General features: G+C 66.7%; 21 protein-coding genes. 6 read left to right on the top strand and 15 right to left on the bottom strand.

The genetic code is table 11. From position 1 onward, the window contains the following. Positions 1 to 63 precede the first annotated feature (63 nt). Positions 64 to 1,218, bottom strand: a complete 1,155-nt coding sequence (locus AQ610_RS12970) for a M14 family metallopeptidase (protein WP_006025132.1) — start codon at positions 1,216 to 1,218, stop codon at positions 64 to 66. Positions 1,219 to 1,276: 58 nt separating this feature from the next. Then, on the bottom strand, positions 1,277 to 2,059 hold the full coding sequence (yaaA, locus tag AQ610_RS12975) for a peroxide stress protein YaaA (protein ID WP_006025131.1): 783 nt from the start codon (positions 2,057 to 2,059) through the stop codon (positions 1,277 to 1,279). A 57-nt stretch (positions 2,060 to 2,116) separates the two neighbouring features. On the opposite strand from yaaA, the gene AQ610_RS12980 reads away from it, so the two are divergent. Continuing rightward, positions 2,117 to 2,707, top strand: coding sequence for a PIN domain-containing protein (locus AQ610_RS12980; RefSeq protein WP_043282118.1), 591 nt, complete (start codon positions 2,117 to 2,119; stop codon positions 2,705 to 2,707). Between the two features lie 38 nt (positions 2,708 to 2,745). Beyond that, positions 2,746 to 3,918, top strand: coding sequence for a pyridoxal phosphate-dependent aminotransferase (locus tag AQ610_RS12985; protein ID WP_006025129.1), 1,173 nt, complete (start codon positions 2,746 to 2,748; stop codon positions 3,916 to 3,918). Between the two features lie 44 nt (positions 3,919 to 3,962). Here AQ610_RS12985 and AQ610_RS12990 read toward each other — a convergent pair whose 3' ends face one another. Next, complete coding sequence (locus AQ610_RS12990) at positions 3,963 to 4,619, bottom strand: glutathione S-transferase (RefSeq protein ID WP_009911798.1); 657 nt, start codon at positions 4,617 to 4,619, stop codon at positions 3,963 to 3,965. A gap of 185 nt (positions 4,620 to 4,804) precedes the next feature. Between AQ610_RS12990 and AQ610_RS12995 the strand changes: the two genes are divergently transcribed. The 4 genes from AQ610_RS12995 to AQ610_RS13010 are packed head-to-tail and all read left to right on the top strand — an operon-like array spanning position 4,805 to position 8,725. After that, positions 4,805 to 5,596: an oxepin-CoA hydrolase, alternative type gene (locus AQ610_RS12995; RefSeq protein WP_006025127.1), complete on the top strand. Its 792-nt coding sequence runs from the start codon at positions 4,805 to 4,807 to the stop codon at positions 5,594 to 5,596. 9 nt (positions 5,597 to 5,605) lie between these two features. Next, positions 5,606 to 6,319, top strand: coding sequence for a histidine phosphatase family protein (locus tag AQ610_RS13000; RefSeq protein WP_006025126.1), 714 nt, complete (start codon positions 5,606 to 5,608; stop codon positions 6,317 to 6,319). A gap of 27 nt (positions 6,320 to 6,346) precedes the next feature. After that, positions 6,347 to 7,453 (top strand): phosphotransferase, encoded by a 1,107-nt coding sequence (locus AQ610_RS13005; protein WP_006025125.1) that lies wholly within the window; start codon positions 6,347 to 6,349, stop codon positions 7,451 to 7,453. 45 nt (positions 7,454 to 7,498) lie between these two features. Continuing rightward, complete coding sequence (locus AQ610_RS13010) at positions 7,499 to 8,725, top strand: acyl-CoA dehydrogenase family protein (RefSeq protein ID WP_006025124.1); 1,227 nt, start codon at positions 7,499 to 7,501, stop codon at positions 8,723 to 8,725. A gap of 48 nt (positions 8,726 to 8,773) precedes the next feature. On the opposite strand, the gene AQ610_RS13015 is transcribed toward AQ610_RS13010, so the two are convergent. From AQ610_RS13015 to nuoK, 12 genes are all read right to left on the bottom strand, one after another. Next, on the bottom strand, positions 8,774 to 10,033 hold the full coding sequence (locus AQ610_RS13015) for a right-handed parallel beta-helix repeat-containing protein (protein ID WP_006025123.1): 1,260 nt from the start codon (positions 10,031 to 10,033) through the stop codon (positions 8,774 to 8,776). 98 nt (positions 10,034 to 10,131) lie between these two features. After that, positions 10,132 to 10,614, bottom strand: coding sequence for a MaoC family dehydratase (locus AQ610_RS13020; protein ID WP_006025122.1), 483 nt, complete (start codon positions 10,612 to 10,614; stop codon positions 10,132 to 10,134). Further along, positions 10,611 to 11,069, bottom strand: a complete 459-nt coding sequence (locus tag AQ610_RS13025; protein ID WP_006025121.1) for a MaoC family dehydratase — start codon at positions 11,067 to 11,069, stop codon at positions 10,611 to 10,613. Before AQ610_RS13025 ends, AQ610_RS13020 begins: the two co-directional genes overlap by 4 nt. Before the next feature lie 40 nt (positions 11,070 to 11,109). Next, positions 11,110 to 12,243, bottom strand: coding sequence for an acyl-CoA dehydrogenase family protein (locus AQ610_RS13030; RefSeq protein ID WP_006025120.1), 1,134 nt, complete (start codon positions 12,241 to 12,243; stop codon positions 11,110 to 11,112). 11 nt (positions 12,244 to 12,254) lie between these two features. Then, positions 12,255 to 13,451 (bottom strand): acyl-CoA dehydrogenase family protein, encoded by a 1,197-nt coding sequence (locus AQ610_RS13035; protein ID WP_006025119.1) that lies wholly within the window; start codon positions 13,449 to 13,451, stop codon positions 12,255 to 12,257. Positions 13,452 to 13,511: 60 nt separating this feature from the next. Continuing rightward, on the bottom strand, positions 13,512 to 13,934 hold the full coding sequence (locus AQ610_RS13040) for a DUF1178 family protein (protein ID WP_006025118.1): 423 nt from the start codon (positions 13,932 to 13,934) through the stop codon (positions 13,512 to 13,514). A gap of 143 nt (positions 13,935 to 14,077) precedes the next feature. Continuing rightward, positions 14,078 to 14,668 carry an NUDIX domain-containing protein gene (locus AQ610_RS13045; RefSeq protein ID WP_006025116.1) on the bottom strand — a complete coding sequence of 197 codons (591 nt, stop codon included), beginning with the start codon at positions 14,666 to 14,668 and terminating at the stop codon, positions 14,078 to 14,080. Positions 14,669 to 14,704: 36 nt separating this feature from the next. Beyond that, the gene (locus AQ610_RS13050) at positions 14,705 to 15,010 is read right to left on the bottom strand and encodes a DUF2818 family protein (RefSeq protein ID WP_006025115.1); all 306 of its coding nucleotides are present in this window, start codon (positions 15,008 to 15,010) and stop codon (positions 14,705 to 14,707) included. Beyond that, positions 15,010 to 16,467, bottom strand: a complete 1,458-nt coding sequence (gene nuoN, locus AQ610_RS13055; RefSeq protein ID WP_006025114.1) for an NADH-quinone oxidoreductase subunit NuoN — start codon at positions 16,465 to 16,467, stop codon at positions 15,010 to 15,012. The genes AQ610_RS13050 and nuoN overlap by 1 nt, the downstream gene beginning before the upstream one ends. Before the next feature lie 39 nt (positions 16,468 to 16,506). Then, on the bottom strand, positions 16,507 to 17,997 hold the full coding sequence (locus AQ610_RS13060; protein ID WP_006025113.1) for an NADH-quinone oxidoreductase subunit M: 1,491 nt from the start codon (positions 17,995 to 17,997) through the stop codon (positions 16,507 to 16,509). A 14-nt stretch (positions 17,998 to 18,011) separates the two neighbouring features. Next, entirely contained in the window at positions 18,012 to 20,060 is a 2,049-nt protein-coding gene (nuoL, locus tag AQ610_RS13065; protein ID WP_006025112.1) for an NADH-quinone oxidoreductase subunit L, read from the bottom strand. A gap of 17 nt (positions 20,061 to 20,077) precedes the next feature. Further along, complete coding sequence (gene nuoK / locus AQ610_RS13070) at positions 20,078 to 20,383, bottom strand: NADH-quinone oxidoreductase subunit NuoK (RefSeq protein ID WP_004185739.1); 306 nt, start codon at positions 20,381 to 20,383, stop codon at positions 20,078 to 20,080. Positions 20,384 to 20,399: the final 16 nt, after the last annotated feature.

Raw genomic sequence — 20,399 nt, forward strand, 5'->3', positions numbered from 1 at the left:
CGGCTTTTTCATGCGCGCCCGATCCGCGCATCCGCCGCAGCGGGGCGAGCGCTCAGGCGGCGCTCAGGCGAATGCCCGCACGTGCTCGAGGATCGCGTCCAACATCGCCGCACCGAGCGACGCGCTGCGCGCGCCGTTCCAGCCGACGTGCTCGTCGGGCAGATTCGCGTTGTCCTTGAACGGCATCTCGAGCGTCAGCGACAAGCAGCCGAACCGGTGGCCAATGTACTTCGACGCGAGCTTGAGCGCATCCTCCCTGTACTTGCCGGGCGGATAGCCGCGCTCGTCCTGAAAATCAGGGCTCGCGCGCTTGAACGCCTCGATGAACGCGTGCTGCTCGACGCGCTGCTGCTCGGTGAAGCCCGGCAGCATCTCCGAGCCGGCCGCGAACACGTACGGCAGATCCTCGTCGCCGTGGATGTCGAAGAACAGATCGCAGCCGATCGTATGAATCGCGTCGCGCACGACGAGCACTTCGGGGCTGCGCCCGGCGTCCGGCTCCATCCATTCGCGATTCAGGTTCGCGCCTGCCGCGTTCGTGCGCAGGTTGCCGTGCACGCTGCCGTCCGGATTCATGTTCGACACGATGTAGAACGTCGCGTGATCGTACAGCTTGCGCGCGACCGGATCGCCCGACCAGTCGCCCCAGCCGGCGAGCCGCTTCACGAGCCCTTCGACGAACCATTCCGCCATCGACTCGCCCGGATGCTGGCGCGCGATGATCCACACCTTCTTCTTCGCGACGCCCGCTTCGTCGGGCGTGCCGAGCACGACGAGCGACATCGGCCGCCCTTCGACCGTACGGCCCAGCTCGACGACGCTCGCTTGCGGCATCTGCTGGACCGCGCCGAGAAACTCCGAATGGCGCTCTTCGCTGTACGGCTCGAAATACGCGTAATGGATGCTGTCGAAATCGGGCGTATGGTCGATCGTCAGCACCTGGCCGTTGTAAGACGTCGGCACGCGGAACCAGTTGACCCGGTCGTAGCTCGCGACCGCGCGGTAGTCGCGCCAGCCCTCCGGATACGCGCAGTCGTTCGCGTTCTCGAACGTCATCACGCAACGCTCGCCGCGCGCGCCCGTCAGCCGGAAGTAGAACCACTGCGCGAACTCGGCGCGATTGTCGCCGCGCACGCGCAGCCGGATCGCGTCCGCGCGCTCGCACGACACCACGTCGATCGCGCCCGCGTCGAAATTGCTCGTAATCGAGAGAGTCATTGCATCTCCTGGTTGCGGCGGCCGCACCGGGCCGCCGGATATGCCGGTCGCCGTCCGCTCAAGCGCCGACACGGCGGCGAAACACGTAGGTATCGTCGTTCGACGCCGCTTCGTCGAACGCATAGCCTTCCGATGCGAAATCCTTCAGCGCGTCGGGCGAGCCGATCCGCCCTTCGACGACGTAGCGCGCCATCAGTCCGCGCGCGCGCTTCGCATGGAAGCTGATGATCTTGTAGCGGCCGTCCTTCCAGTCCTCGAACACCGGCGTGACGACGCGCGCGTCGAGCAGCTTCGGCTTCACCGACTTGAAGTACTCGGCCGACGCGCAATTGACGAGCACGCGCGAGGCGCCGCCGCGCGTCTTCAGCTCGGCGTTCAGCGCGTGCGTGATCCGCTCGCCCCAGAACGCGTACAGATCCTTGCCGCGCGTGTTCGCGAAGCGCGTGCCCATTTCGAGCCGGTAAGGCTGCAACAGGTCGAGCGGCCGCAGCAGCCCGTAGAGCCCCGACAGCACGCGAACGTGCCGCTGCGCGTAGTCGAGATCGTCGGACGACAGCGAGCGCGCGTCGAGGCCCTCGTAGACGTCGCCGTTGAATGCGAGCACCGCCTGCTTCGCGTTCACCGGCGTCGACGTGCGCGACCAGTCCGCGTAGCGCTGGAAATTCAGGCGCGCGAGCGGATCGGAAATGCTCATCAGCGTGCCGATCTGCTGCGGCGACAGCCGGCGCAGCTCGTCGATCAGCGCGGCCGCGTCGTCGGCGAACTGAGGCAGCGTGTGGTGGGAAACGTGGGGCGGGGTTTCGTAGTCGAGCGATTTCGCCGGGGAGAGAACGATTATCATAGAGGCTCGCCAGCACGCCGTGCCGTGCAGTCAGATGAAAACCACCGATTGTAACGAATGCCCAGTTCCGACGCTCCCCGCGCCGGTCGCCGCGTAGTGCTCGATTCGAACGTCTGGATCGACATCCTCGTGTTCGACGACCCCGACGCCCGCCCGATCCGCGATGCCCTCGAAACGGGCGCCATCACGGCGCTCATCGACGTCCGCTGCCTGGTCGAGCTCGAGCGCGTGCTCGACTACCCGCAGTTCAGGGCGCGCGCGGTCGACAAGGCCGCCGCGCTCGCAACGGTCGCGCGCCTGTCGGAGCGCGTCGCGGAGCCCGATCGCGGCGATGCGCTGAACGGAGCGGACCTGCGGCATGCGCCGCCCGCGCAAGCGGGCCGCGCGGGCCCGCCGTTGCCTGCCGGCCCGGCCACGCCTTCGCCCGACGACGACGCGCCGCCGCGCCCGCTGCCGAAGTGCCGCGATCGCGACGACCAGAAATTCCTCGAACTCGCGTATGCGGCGCGCGCCGACTGGCTCGTATCGAAGGATCGCGCGCTGTTGAAGCTCACGCGCCGCACCGAGCGCGACTTCGGTTTCCGGATCGCGCAGCCCGCGCCGTTCGCCGCCAGTGCGCTCGCAGCCGGCGCATCCGAGCCGGCGTAAGCGACGCGCCCGCCCAACCCCTTTTCGCGCAAGCCACGATGAACGCACCGCACGACATGCCTACGACGCCCACTCTCCTCTCGCGCCTGCCCGACGTCGGCACGACGATTTTCACGGTCATGAGCGCGCTCGCCGCGGAAAACGGCGCGGTCAATCTCGGCCAGGGCTTTCCCGATTTCGACTGCGATCCGCGCATCGTCGACGCGGTCGCGCACGCGATGCGCGACGGCCACAACCAGTATCCGCCGATGGCGGGCGTCGCGCCGCTGCGCGAAGCGATCGCCGACAAGATCGAGCAGCTTTACGGCCGCCGCTACGATGCCGCCACCGAGATCACCGTGACGGCGGGCGCGACGCAGGCGCTCCTGACGGCGATCCTGTGCGCGGTGCATCCGGGCGACGAGGTGATCGTGATCGAGCCGACCTACGACAGCTATCTGCCGTCGATCGAGCTGGCGGGCGCGACGCCCGTGTTCGTCACGCTGAACGCGCCCGACTACGCGATTCCGTTCGACACGCTCGCCGCGGCGATCACGCCGAAAACGCGCGCGATCCTGATCAACACGCCGCACAACCCGACGGGCACCGTCTGGCGCGAGGCGGACATGCGCGCGCTCGAGGACATCGTGCGCGGCACCAATCTGCTGATCGTGTCCGACGAGGTCTACGAGCACATGGTCTACGACGGCGCGCGGCACGAGAGCGTCGCCCGCTACCCGGAGCTCGCCGCGCGCAGCATCGTCGTGTCGAGCTTCGGCAAGACCTTCCACGTGACGGGCTGGAAGGTCGGCTACGTCGCCGCGCCCGCGCCGCTCATGGCCGAGTTCCGCAAGGTGCACCAGTTCAACGTGTTCACGGTCAACACGCCGATGCAGTTCGGCCTCGCCGAATATCTGCGCGATCCCGAGCCGTATCTGACGCTGCCCGCGTTCTATCAGAAGAAGCGCGACTTCTTCCGCGCGGGGCTCGCGAACACGCGCTTCGAGTTGTTGCCTTGCGCGGGCACGTATTTCCAGTGCGTCGATTATTCGGCGATCAGCGATCTGCCGGAAGCGGAGTTCGCGAAATGGCTGACGACCGAAATCGGCGTCGCCGCGATTCCGGTGTCGGCGTTCTATCACGAGCCGCATGAATCGGGCGTCGTGCGCTTCTGCTTCGCGAAGCGCGAAGACACCCTCGCCACCGCGCTCGAACGGCTCGCGCGCCTGTAGTCCCGAGCAACGCGGCGCAGGCGCGGGGCATCACGCCCGCCGCATCAAGCCTGCTGCGCGAGCCCCGCGATGAACGCCTTGCGCTCATCTCTCACGCGCTTCGCTGCCGGCCGCTCTTCCTCGATGCGCTTCACGTATGCCTTCCAGTCGATCCCGGCGTCGGCGATGAAATCGCGGCCGTAGATCGCCTTCGTCGCGAGCGCGACGATCGGCAGATGGACGAACGCGGCGATGTCGGCAATGCAGAACGTATCGCCGAGCACGTAGGGCGAGAACTTCGCGAGCCGCTTGAAACCGTCGAGCGCGCGCGGCATGCGCTTCTCGACGTGCGCCTTCGTGCCGTCGCTCACCTTGCCGCCGAAGAACGCCTCCGGAAACAGTTCGCGCACGTTCCATTCGAGATACAGTTCGAGCACCGTCGTGATCTCGCGCGCCTTCGCCGCGTCGAACGGGTCGGCCGGGAAAATGCGCTTGTCCGAATGGATCGCGGCAAGATATTCGACGATCGCCTGCGATTCGCAGAGCGAGCCGTGTTCGGTCAGCAGAAACGGCACCTTGCCGAGCGGCATGTCGGCAAGTAGCGCGGGATCGTCGATCGGAAGCTTGACAAGCGTTTCGTCGAACGGAATATCGTGCTCGAGCAGGACGAACTTGACCTTGTTGTAATAATTGGACAACGGTGAGCCACAGAGCCGCAGCATCAAAGTCTCCTTCTTCATGGGAAAAGGCCGCACGCGATGTGTCCCGCGCGTCGGTCGGCGTGACGCCGAAAAGCACGTTCATGCTAGTCTAAAGCAACTTCGCAGCGCGCCGCGACATTTGCGTCGCGACGCACGGGCGCGACGCACCGCTGCCGACGCCTGTCGAATTCAAGGAGACTCACTGCATGAGCGCAGAACTGCTCGCGTCGCGCCCGCCGGAAAGCGAATCGACGCTCGTCCTCACGCTGTCCAACCCCGGCGCGCGCAACGCGCTGCATCCCGACATGTATGCCGCCGGCCTCGAAGCGCTGAACACGGCGGAACGCGATCCGTCGATCCGAGCGGTCGTGCTGACGGGCGCAGACCGCTTCTTCTGCGCGGGCGGCAACCTGAACCGGCTGCTCGACAATCGCGCGAAGGACCCGTCCGTGCAGGCGGCGAGCATCGATCTGCTCGGCGAGTGGGTCACCGCGATCAACACTGTGACGAAGCCCGTGATCGCGGCGGTCGAAGGCGCGGCCGCGGGCGCGGGCTTCTCGCTCGCGCTCGCGTGCGACCTGCTCGTCGCCGCCGACGACGCGAAGTTCGTGATGTCGTATGCGCGCGTCGCGCTCACGCCCGACGGCGGCGGCTCGTGGTTCCTCGCGCGCGCGCTGCCACGCGCGCTCGCGGCCGAGATCCTGTTCGAAGGCAAGCCGGCCGCCGCGACGCGGCTGCGCGAGCTCGGCGTCGTGAACCGGCTGACGAAGCCGGGCGCCGCGCGCGACGAGGCGATCGCCTGGGCCGACGAGATCGGCAGGATGTCGCCGAACGCGCTTGCGCGAATCAAGTCGCTGATCGCCGACGCGCAGACGCAGCCGCTCGCCGCGCATCTCGCCGCCGAGCGCGATCACTTCGTCGCGTCGCTGCATCACGTGGACGCGCTCGAAGGCATCACCGCGTTCCTCGACAAGCGCGCCCCTGTCTACAAACGCTGACGCCCACCCATGTCCTATCAATTGCCGAAACGCCGCCGCATCTATCTGATGCGGCATGGCGACGTCACCTACTTCGACGCGAGCGGCCGCCCGTTCGACCAGGACGCCGTGCCGCTCAACGAGCGCGGCCGGATGCAGGCGGCCGCGGCCGGCCGCGTGTTCGCCGAACAGAACGTGCACTTCGACCGCGTGATCGCGAGCGGCCTGCCGCGCACGATCGAAACCGCGCAGCGCGTGCTCGCCGAGACCGGCCAGCCACTCGGCATCGACATCGAGCCCGCGTGGCGCGAAATTCGCGGCGGCTTCCTGGCCGACATTCCGCCCGAGGAGCAGGAAGCCGCGTTCCTGCGCGTGCTCGACGGCATCGTCGCCGAGCACACGCGCTTTCTCGGCGGCGAGACGATCGGCGAGCTGATCGACCGCGTGCTGCCGCCGCTCGCCGCGTTGCGCGCCGATCCGTCGTGGGACACGGTGCTGCTCGTGCTGCACGGCGGCGTGAACTGCGCGCTGCTGTCGCATGCGACGGTGCCCGGGCACCGGCTCTTCATCGGCACGCTGTCGCAGTCCGCGGGCTGCATCAACGCGCTCGACGTCGGCGAGCGCGACGACGACTGGGTCGTGCGGCTCGTCAATTATTCGCCGCCCGAAGCGCTGCACCGCGACGTCCGCAACACGACGATGGAAGTGCTGTATCACCAGTTCTTGCAAAGCGCGCGAGAGTAGGCGCGTCGCGCGGATCCGGAGGAGACGATGGCAGCCGGGCACGATCCGAAATCCAGGCAGACCGATTACGCCGCATTCGAAGGCACGCGCCCCGTCGGCGACGCGCAGCGCTTCGACGTGGACGCGCTCGCCGCGTGGCTCGCGAAGCATGTCGACGGCTTCGCCGGCCCGCTTGCCGTCGAGCAGTTCAAGGGCGGCCAGTCGAATCCGACGTTCAAGCTCGTCACGCCCGCGCGCAGCTACGTGCTGCGCGCGAAGCCCGCGCCCGCGGCGAAGCTGCTGCCGTCCGCGCACGCGATCGAGCGCGAGTATCGCGTGATGGCCGCGCTCGCCGGCACCGACGTGCCCGTCGCGCCGATGCTCGCGCTTGGCGACGACGAAAGCGTGATCGGCCGTGCGTTCTACGTGATGGCGTTCGTCGACGGCCGCGTGCTGTGGGATCCGTCGCTGCCCGGCATGACGCCCGCCGAGCGCGGCCGCCATTACGACGAGATGAACCGCGTGATCGCCGCGCTGCATTCGATCGATCCGCAGGCGGTCGGGCTCGCCGGTTACGGCAAGTCCGGCAACTATCTCGCGCGCCAGATCGCGCGCTGGAGCAAGCAGTATCTCGCGTCGGAAACCGAGCCGATCGATGCGATGCATCGGCTGATCGACTGGCTGCCTCGGCATCTGCCGCCCGAGTCCGAGAACGGCGCGCGCGTGTCGATCGTGCACGGCGACTATCGGCTCGACAATCTGATATTCGATCCGCACGCGCCGCGCGTGCTCGCGGTGCTCGACTGGGAACTGTCGACGCTCGGCGATCCGCTCGCCGATTTCGCGTACCACTGCATGGCGTGGCACGTCGCGCCCGAAAGCTTTCGCGGCATCTCCGGGCTCGATCTGCGCGCGCTCGGGATTCCCGACGAAGCGCATTACGTCGCGCGCTACTGCGAGCGCACGGGCCTCACGATGCCCGACAATTGGCATTTCTATCTCGCATACAACATGTTCCGGATCGCCGCGATCCTGCAGGGCATCATGAAGCGCGTCGTCGACGGCACCGCATCGAGCGCGCAGGCGCTCGATGCCGGCCGGCGCGCGCGGCCGATGGCCGAGCTCGCGTGGCGCTACGCACGGCACGCGCGCTAGCCGCGCACCCTCCTCTTACCGAACCGTCCGACCAGCGAGGCAGCCATGCATTTCGATTACGCCCCGAAAGTCGAAGCGTTGCGCGCCCGGCTCAACGCGTTCTTCGACGAGCACATCTATCCGAACGAGCGCGCGTTCTACGAAGAAATCGCGCGCAACCGGCGCGCCGGCAACGCATGGCGGCCGGTCGAGCTGATCGAGACACTGAAGGCGAAGGCGCGCGCCGCGGGCTTGTGGAACCTGTTCCTGCCCGATTCGGCGCGCGGCGCCGGCCTCACGAACCTCGAATACGCGCCGCTTTGCGAAATCATGGGCCGCGTGCCGTGGGCGCCGGAGGTCTTCAACTGCAATGCACCCGACACCGGCAACATGGAGACGCTCGAGCGCTACGGCACCGATGCGCACAAGGCGACGTGGCTCGAGCCGCTGCTCGACGGCGCGATCCGCTCGGCGTTCCTGATGACGGAGCCCGAAGTCGCGTCGTCGGATGCGACGAACATCCGCACGCGCATCGAGCGCGACGGCGAGAACTACGTGATCAACGGCCATAAATGGTGGTCGTCGGGCGCGGGCGACCCGCGCTGCAAGCTCTACATCGTGATGGGCAAGACGGACCCGGACGCGCCCCGCCACGCGCAACAGTCGATGATTCTCGTGCCGTCGGACGCGCACGGCGTCACCGTGCACCGGCCGCTGAACGTATTCGGCTACGACGACGCGCCGCACGGCCACATGGAGATCACGCTCGAGGACGTGCGCGTGCCCGCGTCGAACCTGCTGCTCGGCGAAGGACGCGGCTTCGAGATCGCGCAGGGCCGGCTCGGGCCGGGCCGCATCCATCACTGCATGCGGCTCGTCGGGCTCGCGGAGCGCGCGCTCGAGCTGATGTGCCGGCGCGCGTCGGAGCGCATCGCGTTCGGCAAGCCGGTCGCCGCGCAAACGGTCACGCAGGAACGGATCGCCGAGGCGCGCTGCATGATCGAGCAGGCGCGCCTGCTCACGCTGAAGACCGCGTACATGATGGACACCGTCGGTAACAAGGGGGCGCGCGGCGAGATCGCGATGATCAAGGTGGTCGCGCCGAGCATGGCGTGCCAGGTGATCGACTGGGCGATCCAGGCGCACGGCGGCGGCGGCGTCAGCGACGACTTCCCGCTCGCCTATGCATACGCGAGCGCGCGCACGCTGCGCTTTGCGGACGGGCCGGACGAGGTCCACCGCAACGCGATCGCGAAACTCGAGCTCGCGCGTCACGCGCCGCGACCAGCCTGACGCGCGCTTCGCGCGGCGCACTCGCGGGGGCCGTCACGCGCCGGCCCCTCAAGAGCCCGATGCGGCGGCGCCCGCCTTCGCCGCGGACGACGTCGGCGTCTGCCGCAAGTACTCCCGCACCTGCGGCATGCGCGCGACGTTCGCCCCGGTGATCGTCAAGCCGTCCGTCGCCGAGCAGCCTGCCGGCGACGCCAGCGCGGCGCCGTCCAGCGTATTCGACGCGCACACGATCTGGCCCGCCGCGCAGCTCGGCGCCTGTTGCAGCGCGATCGGCGTGCCGCCGACCGACGCGAGCGCATTGCGCGACACGCGCAACTGGCAGACGTTGCCGAGCGCTCGCACGCCGGCGTACTGAACTCGGGCAATCCGGTTGTCGGTCGCGGACACGCCGGCCGCCTTGCCCGACCAGGTATTGACGTCGATCGCGGCCATGTAGGTCGGCGAACGCGTGTTGTTCGGATCGGGCAATTCGATGTCCGACACCGTGTTGTTCGACACGATGACGTTCCGCGCGTCGTAAGTGTTCGCGCCGTCCTCCTGCCCCACGAGGATTCCGGCCGCCTTCTGCACGTTCCGCACCGTGTTGCCGGTGATCGTCACGTCCGCGCCGCCGACCACGGTCGCACCGCGCCCCCAGTAGTTGCCGAGCAGCGTGTTGTTCTGGATCAGCACGTTGCTGCTGAGCTTGCCGTCCCCCTTGTAGCTGACGACCGCGACCATGTCGTCACCGGTGTGCTGCACCGTGTTGTCGCGCACCAGCACGTTGCGCGAGCCGTATGTCGTATGGATGCCGTCGGCGAGCGTGTCCTGAACCGTGTTGCCGACGATGGCGACGTCCGCGCCGCCGAACACGAAGATGCCCGCGCTCGCGCCGCCGTGCACCTTGACGTCGAGCACCTGGACGCCCGCGCCCGTCACCTCCACCTTCGTCGATTCCGGCGTCGTGAGCCGCGTCGTGCCCGCGCCGACCAGCGCGACGCCGACGAGCGTCGAATTCTGGCCGCGCATCTCGATGGTCTGGTCGGCATCGTTCGTCGCGACGAGCGTCGCGCCATAGCCGGACACCACGACCTGCGGATTCTTCACGAGCAGCGAACGCCCGACGACATACTGCCCCGGCGCGAGCACGAGGCGCTGGCCGGTCTGCAACGCATCGAGCGCCCCTTGCAGCGCATCGGCCTGATCGCTTCCGTTGCCAGCCGGATAGACGGTGACGTCGGCAGGCGCGGCCCATGCCTGCGCCGTGCCGCCGGCGGCGAGCGCGCACGCGGCGGCGAATGCGGCGAAAACTGGCTGCGATCGGTTCATCGTCGTCCCCTTCCGGTCGTTGTAAGGGCACGATAAGTTTCCGAAAGGTCGCGCGTCCGTGCGCGAGACCACACATGCATCCGCCGCGCGAACCCCGCTCAGAAATAATGCAGCGTGATGAACTCCGCCGAGCAGGCCGGCACCGGCTGGCCGCCCAGTTCGACCTCCACCGACACCGTCCAGACCGCCTGCACGCCGCCCTGCTTCGCTGGCCCCGTCTCCTTCACCGCGAACAGCGCACGCACGCGCGAGCCGACCGGCACCGGCTTCAGGAAGCGCACGCGATTCAGGCCGTAGTTCACGCCCATGCGCTGTTCGAAGCGCAGCGCGCCGGTCATCAGCGCCGGAATCAGCGACAGCGTGAGAAAACCATGCGCGATCGGTCCGCCGAAGGGCGACTCGCGCGCGGCGCGCTCGGGATCGACGTGAATCCATTGACGATCGCCCGTCGCATCGGCGAACCGGTCGACGCGCGCCTGGTCGACGTCGATCCAGCCGCTCGCGAGCGGCGCCGCTCCGACCCGCGCGCGCAGCGCGTCGGCCGACGCGACGACCGGCAGTTCGTTCGCGCTCGCCGTCATGCGCTCCCCTGCGGCGAACGCAGCCCGAAGATCACCTTCGAGCGCACGGTGATGACGATCTCGCCCTGCTCGTTGACGCCTTCCCATTCGGTCGTCACGATCCCGCGATCCGGTTTGCTCTCGGACAGCCGCTTGTCGAGGACCTTGTTGTACATCGTGATCGTGTCTCCCGCGCGCACCGGCTTGATCCAGCGAATTCCCTCGATGCCGGGCGAGCCCATGCTCGTCGAGCCCTGGAGCACGTTGCGCACGAGCATGCCCATGAACACCGAGCACGTATGCCAGCCGCTCGCGACGAGCCCGCCGAACATCGACGACCTCGCCGCTTCCGCGTCGACGTGGAAAGGTTGCGGATCGTAAGCCTGCGCGAACGTGACGATCTCGTCGGCCGTGAATCGATGCTTGCCGACTTCGGTTCTACCGCCGACTTCCAGGTCTTCGTAACTGATACCCATCGAGCTTCTCCGTGAAATGAAGCGGGCGGGCGCCGCCCGCTCAGGCATCCTGCAGCGCCGCGAAATCCGGCAGCGACGCAAAACGTGCGAGGTGGTGATCGACGTCGCCGAGCGTGGTTTCGATGATCGACAGACGCTTGAACAGATGCGCGGCCGCGACCTCGTCGGTGACGCCCATCCCGCCGTGCAGTTGCACCGCCTGCTGGCCGACGAAGCGCGCGGCCTGCCCGACGCGAGCCTTCGCCGCCGACACCGCCTTGCGGCGCGCGTTCGCGTCGCCGCTCGCATAGCGCACCGCGGCGAGATAGGTAAGCGAGCGCGCCTGCTCGGCGTGGATCAGCATGTCGACCATCCGGTGCTGCAGCGCCTGGAAGCGCGCGATCGGCACGCCGAACTGCTCGCGCGTCTTCGTGTAGTCGAGCGTCGCGCGGTTGAGCGCGTCGAGCGCGCCGATCGCCTCGCCGCACAGCAGCACGACGCCGTAGTCGGCGATCTTCTCGAGCGCGGCGGCGTCGCGCTCGCCGCCCGCGAGCGCGCGAGCGGGCGTGTCCGAGAAGCGGACCGTCGCCGCGCGCTGGCCGTCGATCGTCCGGTAGTCGACAATATCCGCGCCCGCCGCGCCGCGCGCGATCGCGAAGAGGCCGATCGCGCCGTTCGGCAGCCGCGCGGGCGCGATCAGCACGTCCGCCTGCGCGCCGTGCCGGACGACCGACTTGACGCCCGTCAGCACGAATCCGTCGCCGCCTGGCCGCGCGAGCGTCTCGATCGCGAACAGATCGTGGCGCGCGTACGGCTCGTGGAACGCGACCGCGAGCTTCGCGTCGCCCTGCGCCACGCGCTCGAGGAGCGCCGCATCCTCGCCGCCGCCCGAGCCCGCGACGCGCAGCGCCTCGATCCCGACCGCCGTCGCCCAATAAGGCTCGACGACGAGCGCGCGACCAAGCTCCTGCGTCGCGACGAGCATGTCGACGGCGCCGCCGCCGAAGCCGCCGTGCGCTTCGGGCACGGGCAGCGCGGTCAGGCCCAGTTCGGCGAACGCGCGCCACTGGTCTGCGGACACGCCTGCGTCCGAATGGACGATCGCGCGCCGCGCGTCGAAGCCGTAGCGCCCGTCGAGATAGCGGCGCAGCGCGTCGGCGAATTGCTGTTGTTCTTCGCTGAAGGTGAAGTTCATGGCGCCGCTCCTCACAGTCCGAGAATCATCTGCGCGATGATGTTCTTCTGGATTTCGTTCGAACCGCCGTAGATCGACGTCTTGCGGTAGTTGAAGTAATACGCGGCGAGCGGCGCCGCGTCGTCGTCGCCGGCGACGCTGTGCTCGCGCTCGCCTTCGAGGAACGCGGCGTCGAACGGCGCGGCGAGCGGCCCGATCGCGTCGACCATCAGCTCGGTCAGCGCCTGCTGGATCTCGGTGCCCTTGATCTTCAGCATCGACGCCTCCGGCCCCGGCCCGCGCCCGCTCGCCTCGCTGCTGACGACGCGCAGCACCGTGACTTCGAGCGCCATCAGCTCGATCTCGAGCGCGGCGATCTTCGCGGCGAACACGGGATCGGCGATGAGCGGCTTGCCATTCTTGCGCTCGCGCGACGCGATGCGCTTCAGGAAATCGAGCTCGCGCTTCGATGCGCCGACGCGCGCAATGCCGGTGCGCTCGTGCCCGAGCAGATACTTCGCGTAGGTCCAGCCGCGATTTTCGTCGCCGACGAGATTCTCGACGGGCACCTTCACGTCCTCGAAGAACACTTCGTTGACTTCACGATCCTCGTCGAGCGTGACGATCGGGCGCACCGTGATGCCGGGCGACGTCATGTCGATCAGCAGGAACGAGATCCCTTCCTGCTTCTTCGCGTCGGGATCGGTGCGCACGAGGCAGAACATCATGTCCGCGTACTGGCCGAGCGTCGTCCAGGTCTTCTGGCCGTTGACGACGTAATGATCGCCGCGGCGCTCGGCGCGCGTGCGCAGCGACGCGAGGTCCGAGCCCGAGCCGGGCTCCGAGTAGCCCTGGCACCACCAGTCGGTGCCGTCGAGGATGCGCGGCAGATAGCGGCGCTTTTGCGCGTCGCTGCCGTACTTCATCAGCACCGGCGCGACCATCGACACGCCGAACGGCAGCACGGGCGGCGCGCCGATCCGCGCGCACTCCTCTTCCCAGACATGGCGCTGCGTCGCGTTCCAGCCGGGCCCGCCGTACTCGGCGGGCCACGCGGGCGCGGACCATCCCCGCGTGCCGAGCAGCCGGTGCCAGCTCGCGAAGTCGTCGCGATTCAAACGCTTGTGGTTGAGAACCTTGTCGCGCAGCGCGCGAGGCAGATTCGCCTCGAGCCACGCGCGGACTTCGGCGCGGAACGCGTCGTCGGCGGGGGAATAATCGAGATCCATGCGCAGTGTCTCCTCTGACCGCGCCGGCCGCCCGCGGGCCGCGCAGCGATCAGCGGTCGATCACTGCAGAGGCTCTTTCAGCGCGGCGGGAACCGGCAGCGGCATCACGTCGATGCCCTCTTCGGCCAAGGCTTGCGCGTCTTCGGGCGTGGTCACGCCGCGAATGCCGCGCGCGGGCGCTTCATTGTAGTGAATGCGCCGCGCTTCCTCGGCGAAGCGCTCGCCCACGTTCTCGGTCTTCGCCAGCACCTCGCGCAGCGCGCGCAGCGCCTGCGCCTGAAGCGCGCGCGGATCGGCCGGCTGCGCCCGCGTCGCGCCCGACAGATTCAGGCGCGGCGCGGACGGCATGCGGCTGACCTCGGTCGCCCCGCACACCGGACATTCGACCAGCTTGCGGGACAACTGCGCTTCGAACTCATCGGCCGACGCGAACCAGCCTTCGAACCGATGGCCATGCGGGCACTGCAAATCGAGGACCTTCATGCTAAATCAGGGCGTGCTGCCAGTGTATCGCAAATGGAAATTTTTTGAACGATCGTGCTAAATTCAGTCGAAAAAAGTACACGATCGAGCCGACCGACGGCACCGATTGTATCCCTTCGCAAAACACCCCGCTCGGCGCGGCGCTACGGCCGGATCACGTCGCCGAGCGGCCACGCGCCCGACATCGCCTTCTCGAGCCACATCGTGCCGATAATCGTCTTGACGTCGCTGATCTGGCCGGCGCGCACCCATTCGAGCAAGTCCGGCAGCGTCGCCGTAAACGTCTCGAGAAACTCGCCGTCGTCGAGCTTGCGCTCGCCCGCCGTCAGGCCGCGCGCGAGATAGATGTCGATGAATTCGGTCGAATACGAAATGATCGGATGAATGCGCGTGAGGAACACGTATTCGCGCGCGGTGTAGCCGGTTTCCTCGCGCAGCTCGCGAACCGCGCAGGCGAGCGCGCCTTCGTCCGGGTCGAGCTTGCCTGCCGGGAATTCGGCCATCACCTTGCCGATCGGATAGCGATACTGGCTCTCCATCAGCACGCGGCCGTCGTCGAAGAGCGGGATGACCATCACCGCGCCCGGATGCGTCACGTATTCGCGCGTCGCATGCTTGCCGTCCGGCAGGCGAACCGTGTCGCGCTTGACCTTCAGGAACGAGCCGTCGTAGACGGACGCGCTTTCGATGCAAGTTTCCGTGAGGGTGGCGTCGTGATTCGGCAAATCGGCCATCGGCGGCTCCGCAGTGGGGCGCGACGGCCTACGCCGTCAGCGCCGTTTGACGAGATACTGGAACGTGAAGCCGGGAAACGCGAACACCACGAAAAGACTGAAGGTGATCGCGTAAAACTGCCAGCCCTGTTCGAAGCGATTGCCGGCGCGCGATTCGAGCCAGAAGCCCAGCGCACCGACGACGAAATACAGCACGATCATTTCGCCGATCCGGAGCCACGCGCTCTTTTTCGCCGTCGCTCCACTCTTCAGCGGCACGACGGCGAACAGGCGCTGATTCAGGAACGGCAGGTTGGCGCCGACGAGCGCCAACAGCACGATGAACCAGCCGGCGGCCGACATTACAGCGGCAGCGTATGGCTGATCGCCTGCAGGCAGACCGTCATCAGCGGGCCCGGCACGATGCCGAGCACGACGACCGCGAGGCCGTTGAGCACGAGGATCGTGCGCTTGCACGCATCGCCCGCGATCGGCGTCGTGTCCTGCGGCGCATCGAAGTACATCAGCTTGACGATGCGCAGATAGTAGAACGCGCCGAACAGCGACGTGATGACGGCGAGCACCGCGAGCCACGTGAGGCCGGCGTTGACCGTCGCCTCGAGGACCGCGAGCTTCGCGTAGAAGCCGACCGTCGGCGGAATGCCGGCGAGCGAGAACATCATCACCATCATCACGAACGCGAACACCGGGCTGCGTTTGTTGAGGCCCTTGAAGTCGTCGAGCGTTTCGGCTTCGAAGTCGCGGCGGGCGAGCAGCATCACGACGCCGAACGAGCCGAGCGTCGTCACGAGGTAGACGATCGTGTAGAACATCGCCGAGCTGTACGCGCTCGCCGCCGACGACGGATTGCCGCCCACCACGCCCGCGAGCAGGCCGAGCAGCACGAAGCCCATGTTCGAGATCGCCGAGTACGCGAGCATCCGCTTGATGTTGCGCTGGACGATACCGGTGATGTTGCCGACGATCAGCGACAGCGCCGCGAGGATCACGAGCATTTCCTGCCAGTCGACCGCGAGCGGCAGCAGGCCCATCACGAGAAAGCGCAGGCCCCACGCGAATGCCGCGACCTTCGGGCCGCCGCCGACGAACAGCGTCATCGCGGTCGGCGCGCCCTGGTAGACGTCCGGCACCCACATGTGGAACGGCACGGCGCCGAGCTTGAACGCGACGCCCGCAACGATGAAGATCACGCCGAACAGCAGCACCGCGTCGTTGATGTGGCCCGATGCGACCGCCTTCAGCACTTCGTTCAGCTCGAGCGAGCCCGTCGCGCCGTACAGCATCGAGATCCCGTACAGCACGAAGCCCGAGGCGAGCGCACCGAGCACGTAGTACTTCATCGCGGCTTCGCTCGACTGCGTCGCGTCGCGACGCAGCGCGATCACCGCGTACAGCGACAGCGACATCAGCTCGAGGCCGAGGTACAGCGTGAGGAAGTTGTTGCCCGAGATCATCACGAGCTGGCCGAGCAGCGAGAACATGCCGAGCAGGAACACGTCGCCGCGGAACAGGTCGCGATCCTCGAGGTACTTGCGCGAGTAGACGAGCGTCACCGCGAAGCCGAGCGACACGACCGCCTTCATCGCGCTCGCGAACGAATCGACCACGACCATTCGCGAGAAGACGTAGTACTGCTGCGGATCGAAGGCTTGCAGCGCGAACCACACGCCCGCCGCCGCCGACGCGACGACCGCGATCAGATACGTGAGGCGGCGGCCGGCTGCGCCGACGAAGGTGTCGTTCAGCCAGGCGACGACGATGGCGGCCATCACCAGCGCATCGGGCAACAGGACATTCATAGGTGCGTTTTGCATGATCTTTGTATCCTCCGCTCGGGCTTACTGGGCCAGCGGCAGTTTCGACTGCGCGACGTGGGAGAGGAGGTTTTCCACGGAAACGTGCATCACGTCGGTGAAGGGCTTCGGATAGAGGCCCATCAGCAGCGTGAACGCGGCGAGCACGGCGAGCATCGTGAATTCGCGACGGCTGATGTCCGACAGCTTCGCGACCTTGTCGCTCGTCACCGCGCCGAAGTACACGCGCTTGTACATCCACAGCGTGTACGCCGCGCCGAGAATCAGCGTGAACGCCGCGCCGAACGCGATCCAGAAGTTGTACTGGACCGACGCGAGGATCACCATGAACTCGCCGACGAAGCCCGACGTGCCCGGCAGGCCGCAGTTGGCCATCGAGAACAGCATCGCGAACGCGGCGAACTTCGGCATCACGTTGACGACGCCGCCGTAGTCGGCGATCTGGCGCGAGTGCAGGCGGTCGTACAGCACGCCGATGCAAAGGAACATCGCGCCCGACACGAAGCCGTGCGAGATCATCTGGACGATCGCGCCTTCGACGCCGAGCTGGTTGAAGATGAAGAAGCCGAGCGTGACGAAGCCCATGTGCGCGATCGACGAATACGCGACGAGCTTCTTCATGTCCGCCTGCACCATCGCGACGAGGCCGATGTAGATCACCGCGATCAGCGACAGCGCAATCACGGCGGGCGCGAAGAAGTGGCTCGCGTCCGGCGTGATCGGCAGCGAGAAGCGCAGGAAGCCGTACGCGCCGAGCTTCAGCATGATCGCGGCCAGCACGACCGAGCCGCCCGTCGGCGCCTCGACGTGCGCATCCGGCAGCCAGGTGTGCACCGGCCACATCGGCACCTTCACCGCGAACGCGAGGAAGAACGCGATGAAGAGCAGCACCTGCGGCGTCATCGCGATCTTCGCGTTCTGCCACGTCGCGAGATCGAACGAATGCGTCTGCGTGTACAGGTAGATCAGCGCGACCAGCATCAGCAGCGAGCCGGCGAGCGTGTACAGGAAGAACTTGAACGCCGCGTACACACGGTTCGGGCCGCCCCACACGCCGATGATGATGTACATCGGGATCAGCGTCGCCTCGAAGAACACGTAGAACAAGAGGCCGTCAGCCGCCGAGAACACGCCGACCATGATCCCCGACAGGATCAGGAACGCGGCGAGATACTGCGACACGTGCTCGGTGATCACCTCCCAGCCGGCGATCACGACGATCACCGTGATGAGCGCGGTCAGCACGACGAACCACATCGAGATGCCGTCGACGCCGAGGTGATACGTGATGTTGAAACGTTCGATCCACGTCGATTGCTCGACGAACTGCAGCGCGGCGGTGCTCGAGTCGAAGCCCGTGATCAGCGGAATCGTGACGGCCAGGCTCGCGAGCGAGCCGATCAGCGCAATCCAGCGCGCCGCGCCCGGATTTTTATCGGAACCGACCGCGAGCACGACGAGGCCGAATACGATCGGCAACCAGATCGCGGTACTGAGAATCGGAAAAGAGTGCATTAGTCGTCCCCGCCTTATTTGCCGCCGAGCGTTACAAACAGGGTCAGGAGCCCCAGCATGCCGATGATCATGGCGAACGCGTAGTGATAGATGTAACCGGATTGGAGGAAGCGGATCACGCCGGCGAACCAGCCGATGAAGCGCGCGCTGCCGTTGACGAGGCCGTCGATCACCACGACGTCGCCTTCCTTCCACAGACCGCGGCCGATCGCGATCGAACCCTTCGCGAACACGACCTCGTTGATCTTGTCCATGTAGTACTTGTTGTCGAGCAGCGTGTAGATCGGGCCGAACGCGCGACGGATCGCTGCCGGCAGACCCGGGCGCTTCAGGTACAGGAACCACGCGACGACGACGCCCGCGAGCGCGAGCCAGAGCGGCAGCGACGAGATCGAGTGCAGGCCGAGCGCCGCCCAGTCGTGGAATTCCTCCGCCATCTCGGCGAGCGCCGGGTGGTTCTGGCCGATGAAGATCACCTTGTCGAACGCGACGCCGTGCTGGAAGAAATCGCCGTACAGCATCGGGCCGATCGCGATCGCGCCGATGATGACCGACGGAATCGCGAGCAGCACGAGCGGCACCCAGACGACCCACGGCGTTTCGTGCGGCTCGTGCGCGTGGCCGTGACCGTGGTCTTCGTCATGGCCGTGATGCGCGGCCGATTCGGCGCCGTGGTTGTTGCCGAATTCCTTCGGATGACGGAAGCGCTCTTCGCCGTGGAAGACGAGGAAGTACATCCGGAACGAGTACAGCGCGGTGACGAACACGCTCGCGACGACCGCGAAGTACGCGAAGCCCGAGCCCGGCAGGTGCGACAGCTTCACCGCGTCGATGATCGAGTCCTTCGAGTAGAAGCCCGAGAAGAACGGCGTGCCGATCAGCGCGAGCGAGCCGACGAGCGACGTGATCCACGTGATCGGCATGTACTTGCGCAGGCCGCCCATGTTGCGCATGTCCTGATCGTGGTGCATGCCGATGATCACCGAGCCCGCGCCGAGGAACAGCAGCGCCTTGAAGAACGCGTGCGTCATCAGATGGAACACGGCGACCGGGTACGCGGACACGCCGAGCGCGACCGTCATGTAGCCGAGCTGCGACAGCGTCGAATACGCGACGACGCGCTTGATGTCGTTTTGGACGATGCCGAGGAAGCCCATGAAGAGCGCCGTGATTGCGCCGATCACCGTGATGAACGACAGCGCGGCGTCAGACAGCTCGAACAGCGGCGACATGCGGGTGACCATGAAGATGCCGGCCGTCACCATCGTCGCCGCGTGAATCAGCGCGGAGATCGGCGTCGGGCCTTCCATCGAGTCGGGCAGCCACACGTGCAGCGGGAATTGCGCGGACTTGCCCATCGCGCCGATGAACAGGCAGATGCACGCGACGGTCAGCAGGCCCCACTGGGTGCCCGGGAAATTCAGCGACGCGAGCTCCGCGCGCTTCGCGAACACTTCGCCGTAGTTCATCGAGCCGGCGTACGCGAGGATGAGGCCGATGCCGAGCAGGAACCCGAAGTCGCCGACGCGGTTCACGAGGAACGCCTTCATGTTCGCGTAGATCGCGCTCTCACGCGTGAAGTAGAAGCCGATCAGCAGGTACGACACGAGACCCACCGCTTCCCAGCCGAAGAACAACTGCAGGAAGTTGTTGCTCATCACGAGCATCAGCATCGAGAACGTGAACAGCGAGATGTACGAGAAGAATCGCTGGTAGCCGTCCTCTTCCGACATGTAGCCGATCGTGTAGATGTGCACCATCAGCGACACGAACGTGACGACGACCATCATCATCGCGGTCAGCGTGTCGACGAGGAAGCCCACCTCGAGCTTCAGCGAGCCGACGTTCATCCATTCGTAGACGGTCGCGTTGTAGCTCGCGCCGTCCAGCACCTGGAAGAACACCAGCGCGGAAAGAACGAACGAGACCGCGACGCCGAGAATCGTCACGCGATGCGCGCCCTTGCGCCCCACCGCGTTGCCGAACAGCCCCGCGATCAGCGAGCCCGCCAGCGGAGCGAGCGCAATCGCCAGCAGCAGGTTTTCATTGAGTGTCGTTGACATAACAGCGTTGCCTGAAATTAACCTTTGAGCTGATCGAGATCCTCGACATTGATCGTGTCGAGCTTACGGAACAGAGTCACCAGAATCGCGAGGCCGATTGCGGCTTCCGCCGCCGCGACCGTCAACACGAAGAACACGAAGATCTGGCCGTGGACGTCGCCCAGATAATGCGAGAACGCGACGAAATTGGTATTCACCGCGAGCAGCATCAGTTCGATCGCCATCAGGATGATGATGATGTTCCGGCGGTTCAGGAAAATCCCGACGATCGCGATCGCAAACAGGATCGCGCCGAGCACGAGGTAATGAGCCAAGGTCAACATAGATTCTTCTCCTCTC

It is taken from the genome of Burkholderia humptydooensis (assembly GCF_001513745.1).
Classification (GTDB): Bacteria; Pseudomonadota; Gammaproteobacteria; order Burkholderiales; family Burkholderiaceae; genus Burkholderia; species Burkholderia humptydooensis.

Bases quoted from the DNA above. Each gene is read 5' to 3' on its own strand.
- AQ610_RS12980 (WP_043282118.1), top strand. From the start codon at position 2,117: ATGCCCAGTTCCGACGCTCCCCGCGCCGGTCGCCGCGTAGTGCTCGAT.
- nuoK (WP_004185739.1), bottom strand. From the start codon at position 20,383: ATGTTGACCTTGGCTCATTACCTCGTGCTCGGCGCGATCCTGTTTGCG.
- AQ610_RS13005 (WP_006025125.1), top strand. From the start codon at position 6,347: ATGGCAGCCGGGCACGATCCGAAATCCAGGCAGACCGATTACGCCGCA.
- yaaA (WP_006025131.1), bottom strand. From the start codon at position 2,059: ATGATAATCGTTCTCTCCCCGGCGAAATCGCTCGACTACGAAACCCCG.
- AQ610_RS12970 (WP_006025132.1), bottom strand. From the start codon at position 1,218: ATGACTCTCTCGATTACGAGCAATTTCGACGCGGGCGCGATCGACGTG.
- AQ610_RS12995 (WP_006025127.1), top strand. From the start codon at position 4,805: ATGAGCGCAGAACTGCTCGCGTCGCGCCCGCCGGAAAGCGAATCGACG.
- AQ610_RS13000 (WP_006025126.1), top strand. From the start codon at position 5,606: ATGTCCTATCAATTGCCGAAACGCCGCCGCATCTATCTGATGCGGCAT.
- AQ610_RS12990 (WP_009911798.1), bottom strand. From the start codon at position 4,619: ATGCTGCGGCTCTGTGGCTCACCGTTGTCCAATTATTACAACAAGGTC.
- AQ610_RS12985 (WP_006025129.1), top strand. From the start codon at position 2,746: ATGAACGCACCGCACGACATGCCTACGACGCCCACTCTCCTCTCGCGC.
- AQ610_RS13035 (WP_006025119.1), bottom strand. From the start codon at position 13,451: ATGGATCTCGATTATTCCCCCGCCGACGACGCGTTCCGCGCCGAAGTC.
- AQ610_RS13045 (WP_006025116.1), bottom strand. From the start codon at position 14,668: ATGGCCGATTTGCCGAATCACGACGCCACCCTCACGGAAACTTGCATC.
- AQ610_RS13050 (WP_006025115.1), bottom strand. From the start codon at position 15,010: ATGTCGGCCGCCGGCTGGTTCATCGTGCTGTTGGCGCTCGTCGGCGCC.
- nuoN (WP_006025114.1), bottom strand. From the start codon at position 16,467: ATGAATGTCCTGTTGCCCGATGCGCTGGTGATGGCCGCCATCGTCGTC.
- AQ610_RS13025 (WP_006025121.1), bottom strand. From the start codon at position 11,069: ATGGGTATCAGTTACGAAGACCTGGAAGTCGGCGGTAGAACCGAAGTC.
- AQ610_RS13060 (WP_006025113.1), bottom strand. From the start codon at position 17,997: ATGCACTCTTTTCCGATTCTCAGTACCGCGATCTGGTTGCCGATCGTA.
- AQ610_RS13010 (WP_006025124.1), top strand. From the start codon at position 7,499: ATGCATTTCGATTACGCCCCGAAAGTCGAAGCGTTGCGCGCCCGGCTC.
- nuoL (WP_006025112.1), bottom strand. From the start codon at position 20,060: ATGTCAACGACACTCAATGAAAACCTGCTGCTGGCGATTGCGCTCGCT.
- AQ610_RS13030 (WP_006025120.1), bottom strand. From the start codon at position 12,243: ATGAACTTCACCTTCAGCGAAGAACAACAGCAATTCGCCGACGCGCTG.
- AQ610_RS13015 (WP_006025123.1), bottom strand. From the start codon at position 10,033: ATGAACCGATCGCAGCCAGTTTTCGCCGCATTCGCCGCCGCGTGCGCG.
- AQ610_RS13040 (WP_006025118.1), bottom strand. From the start codon at position 13,934: ATGAAGGTCCTCGATTTGCAGTGCCCGCATGGCCATCGGTTCGAAGGC.
- AQ610_RS13020 (WP_006025122.1), bottom strand. From the start codon at position 10,614: ATGACGGCGAGCGCGAACGAACTGCCGGTCGTCGCGTCGGCCGACGCG.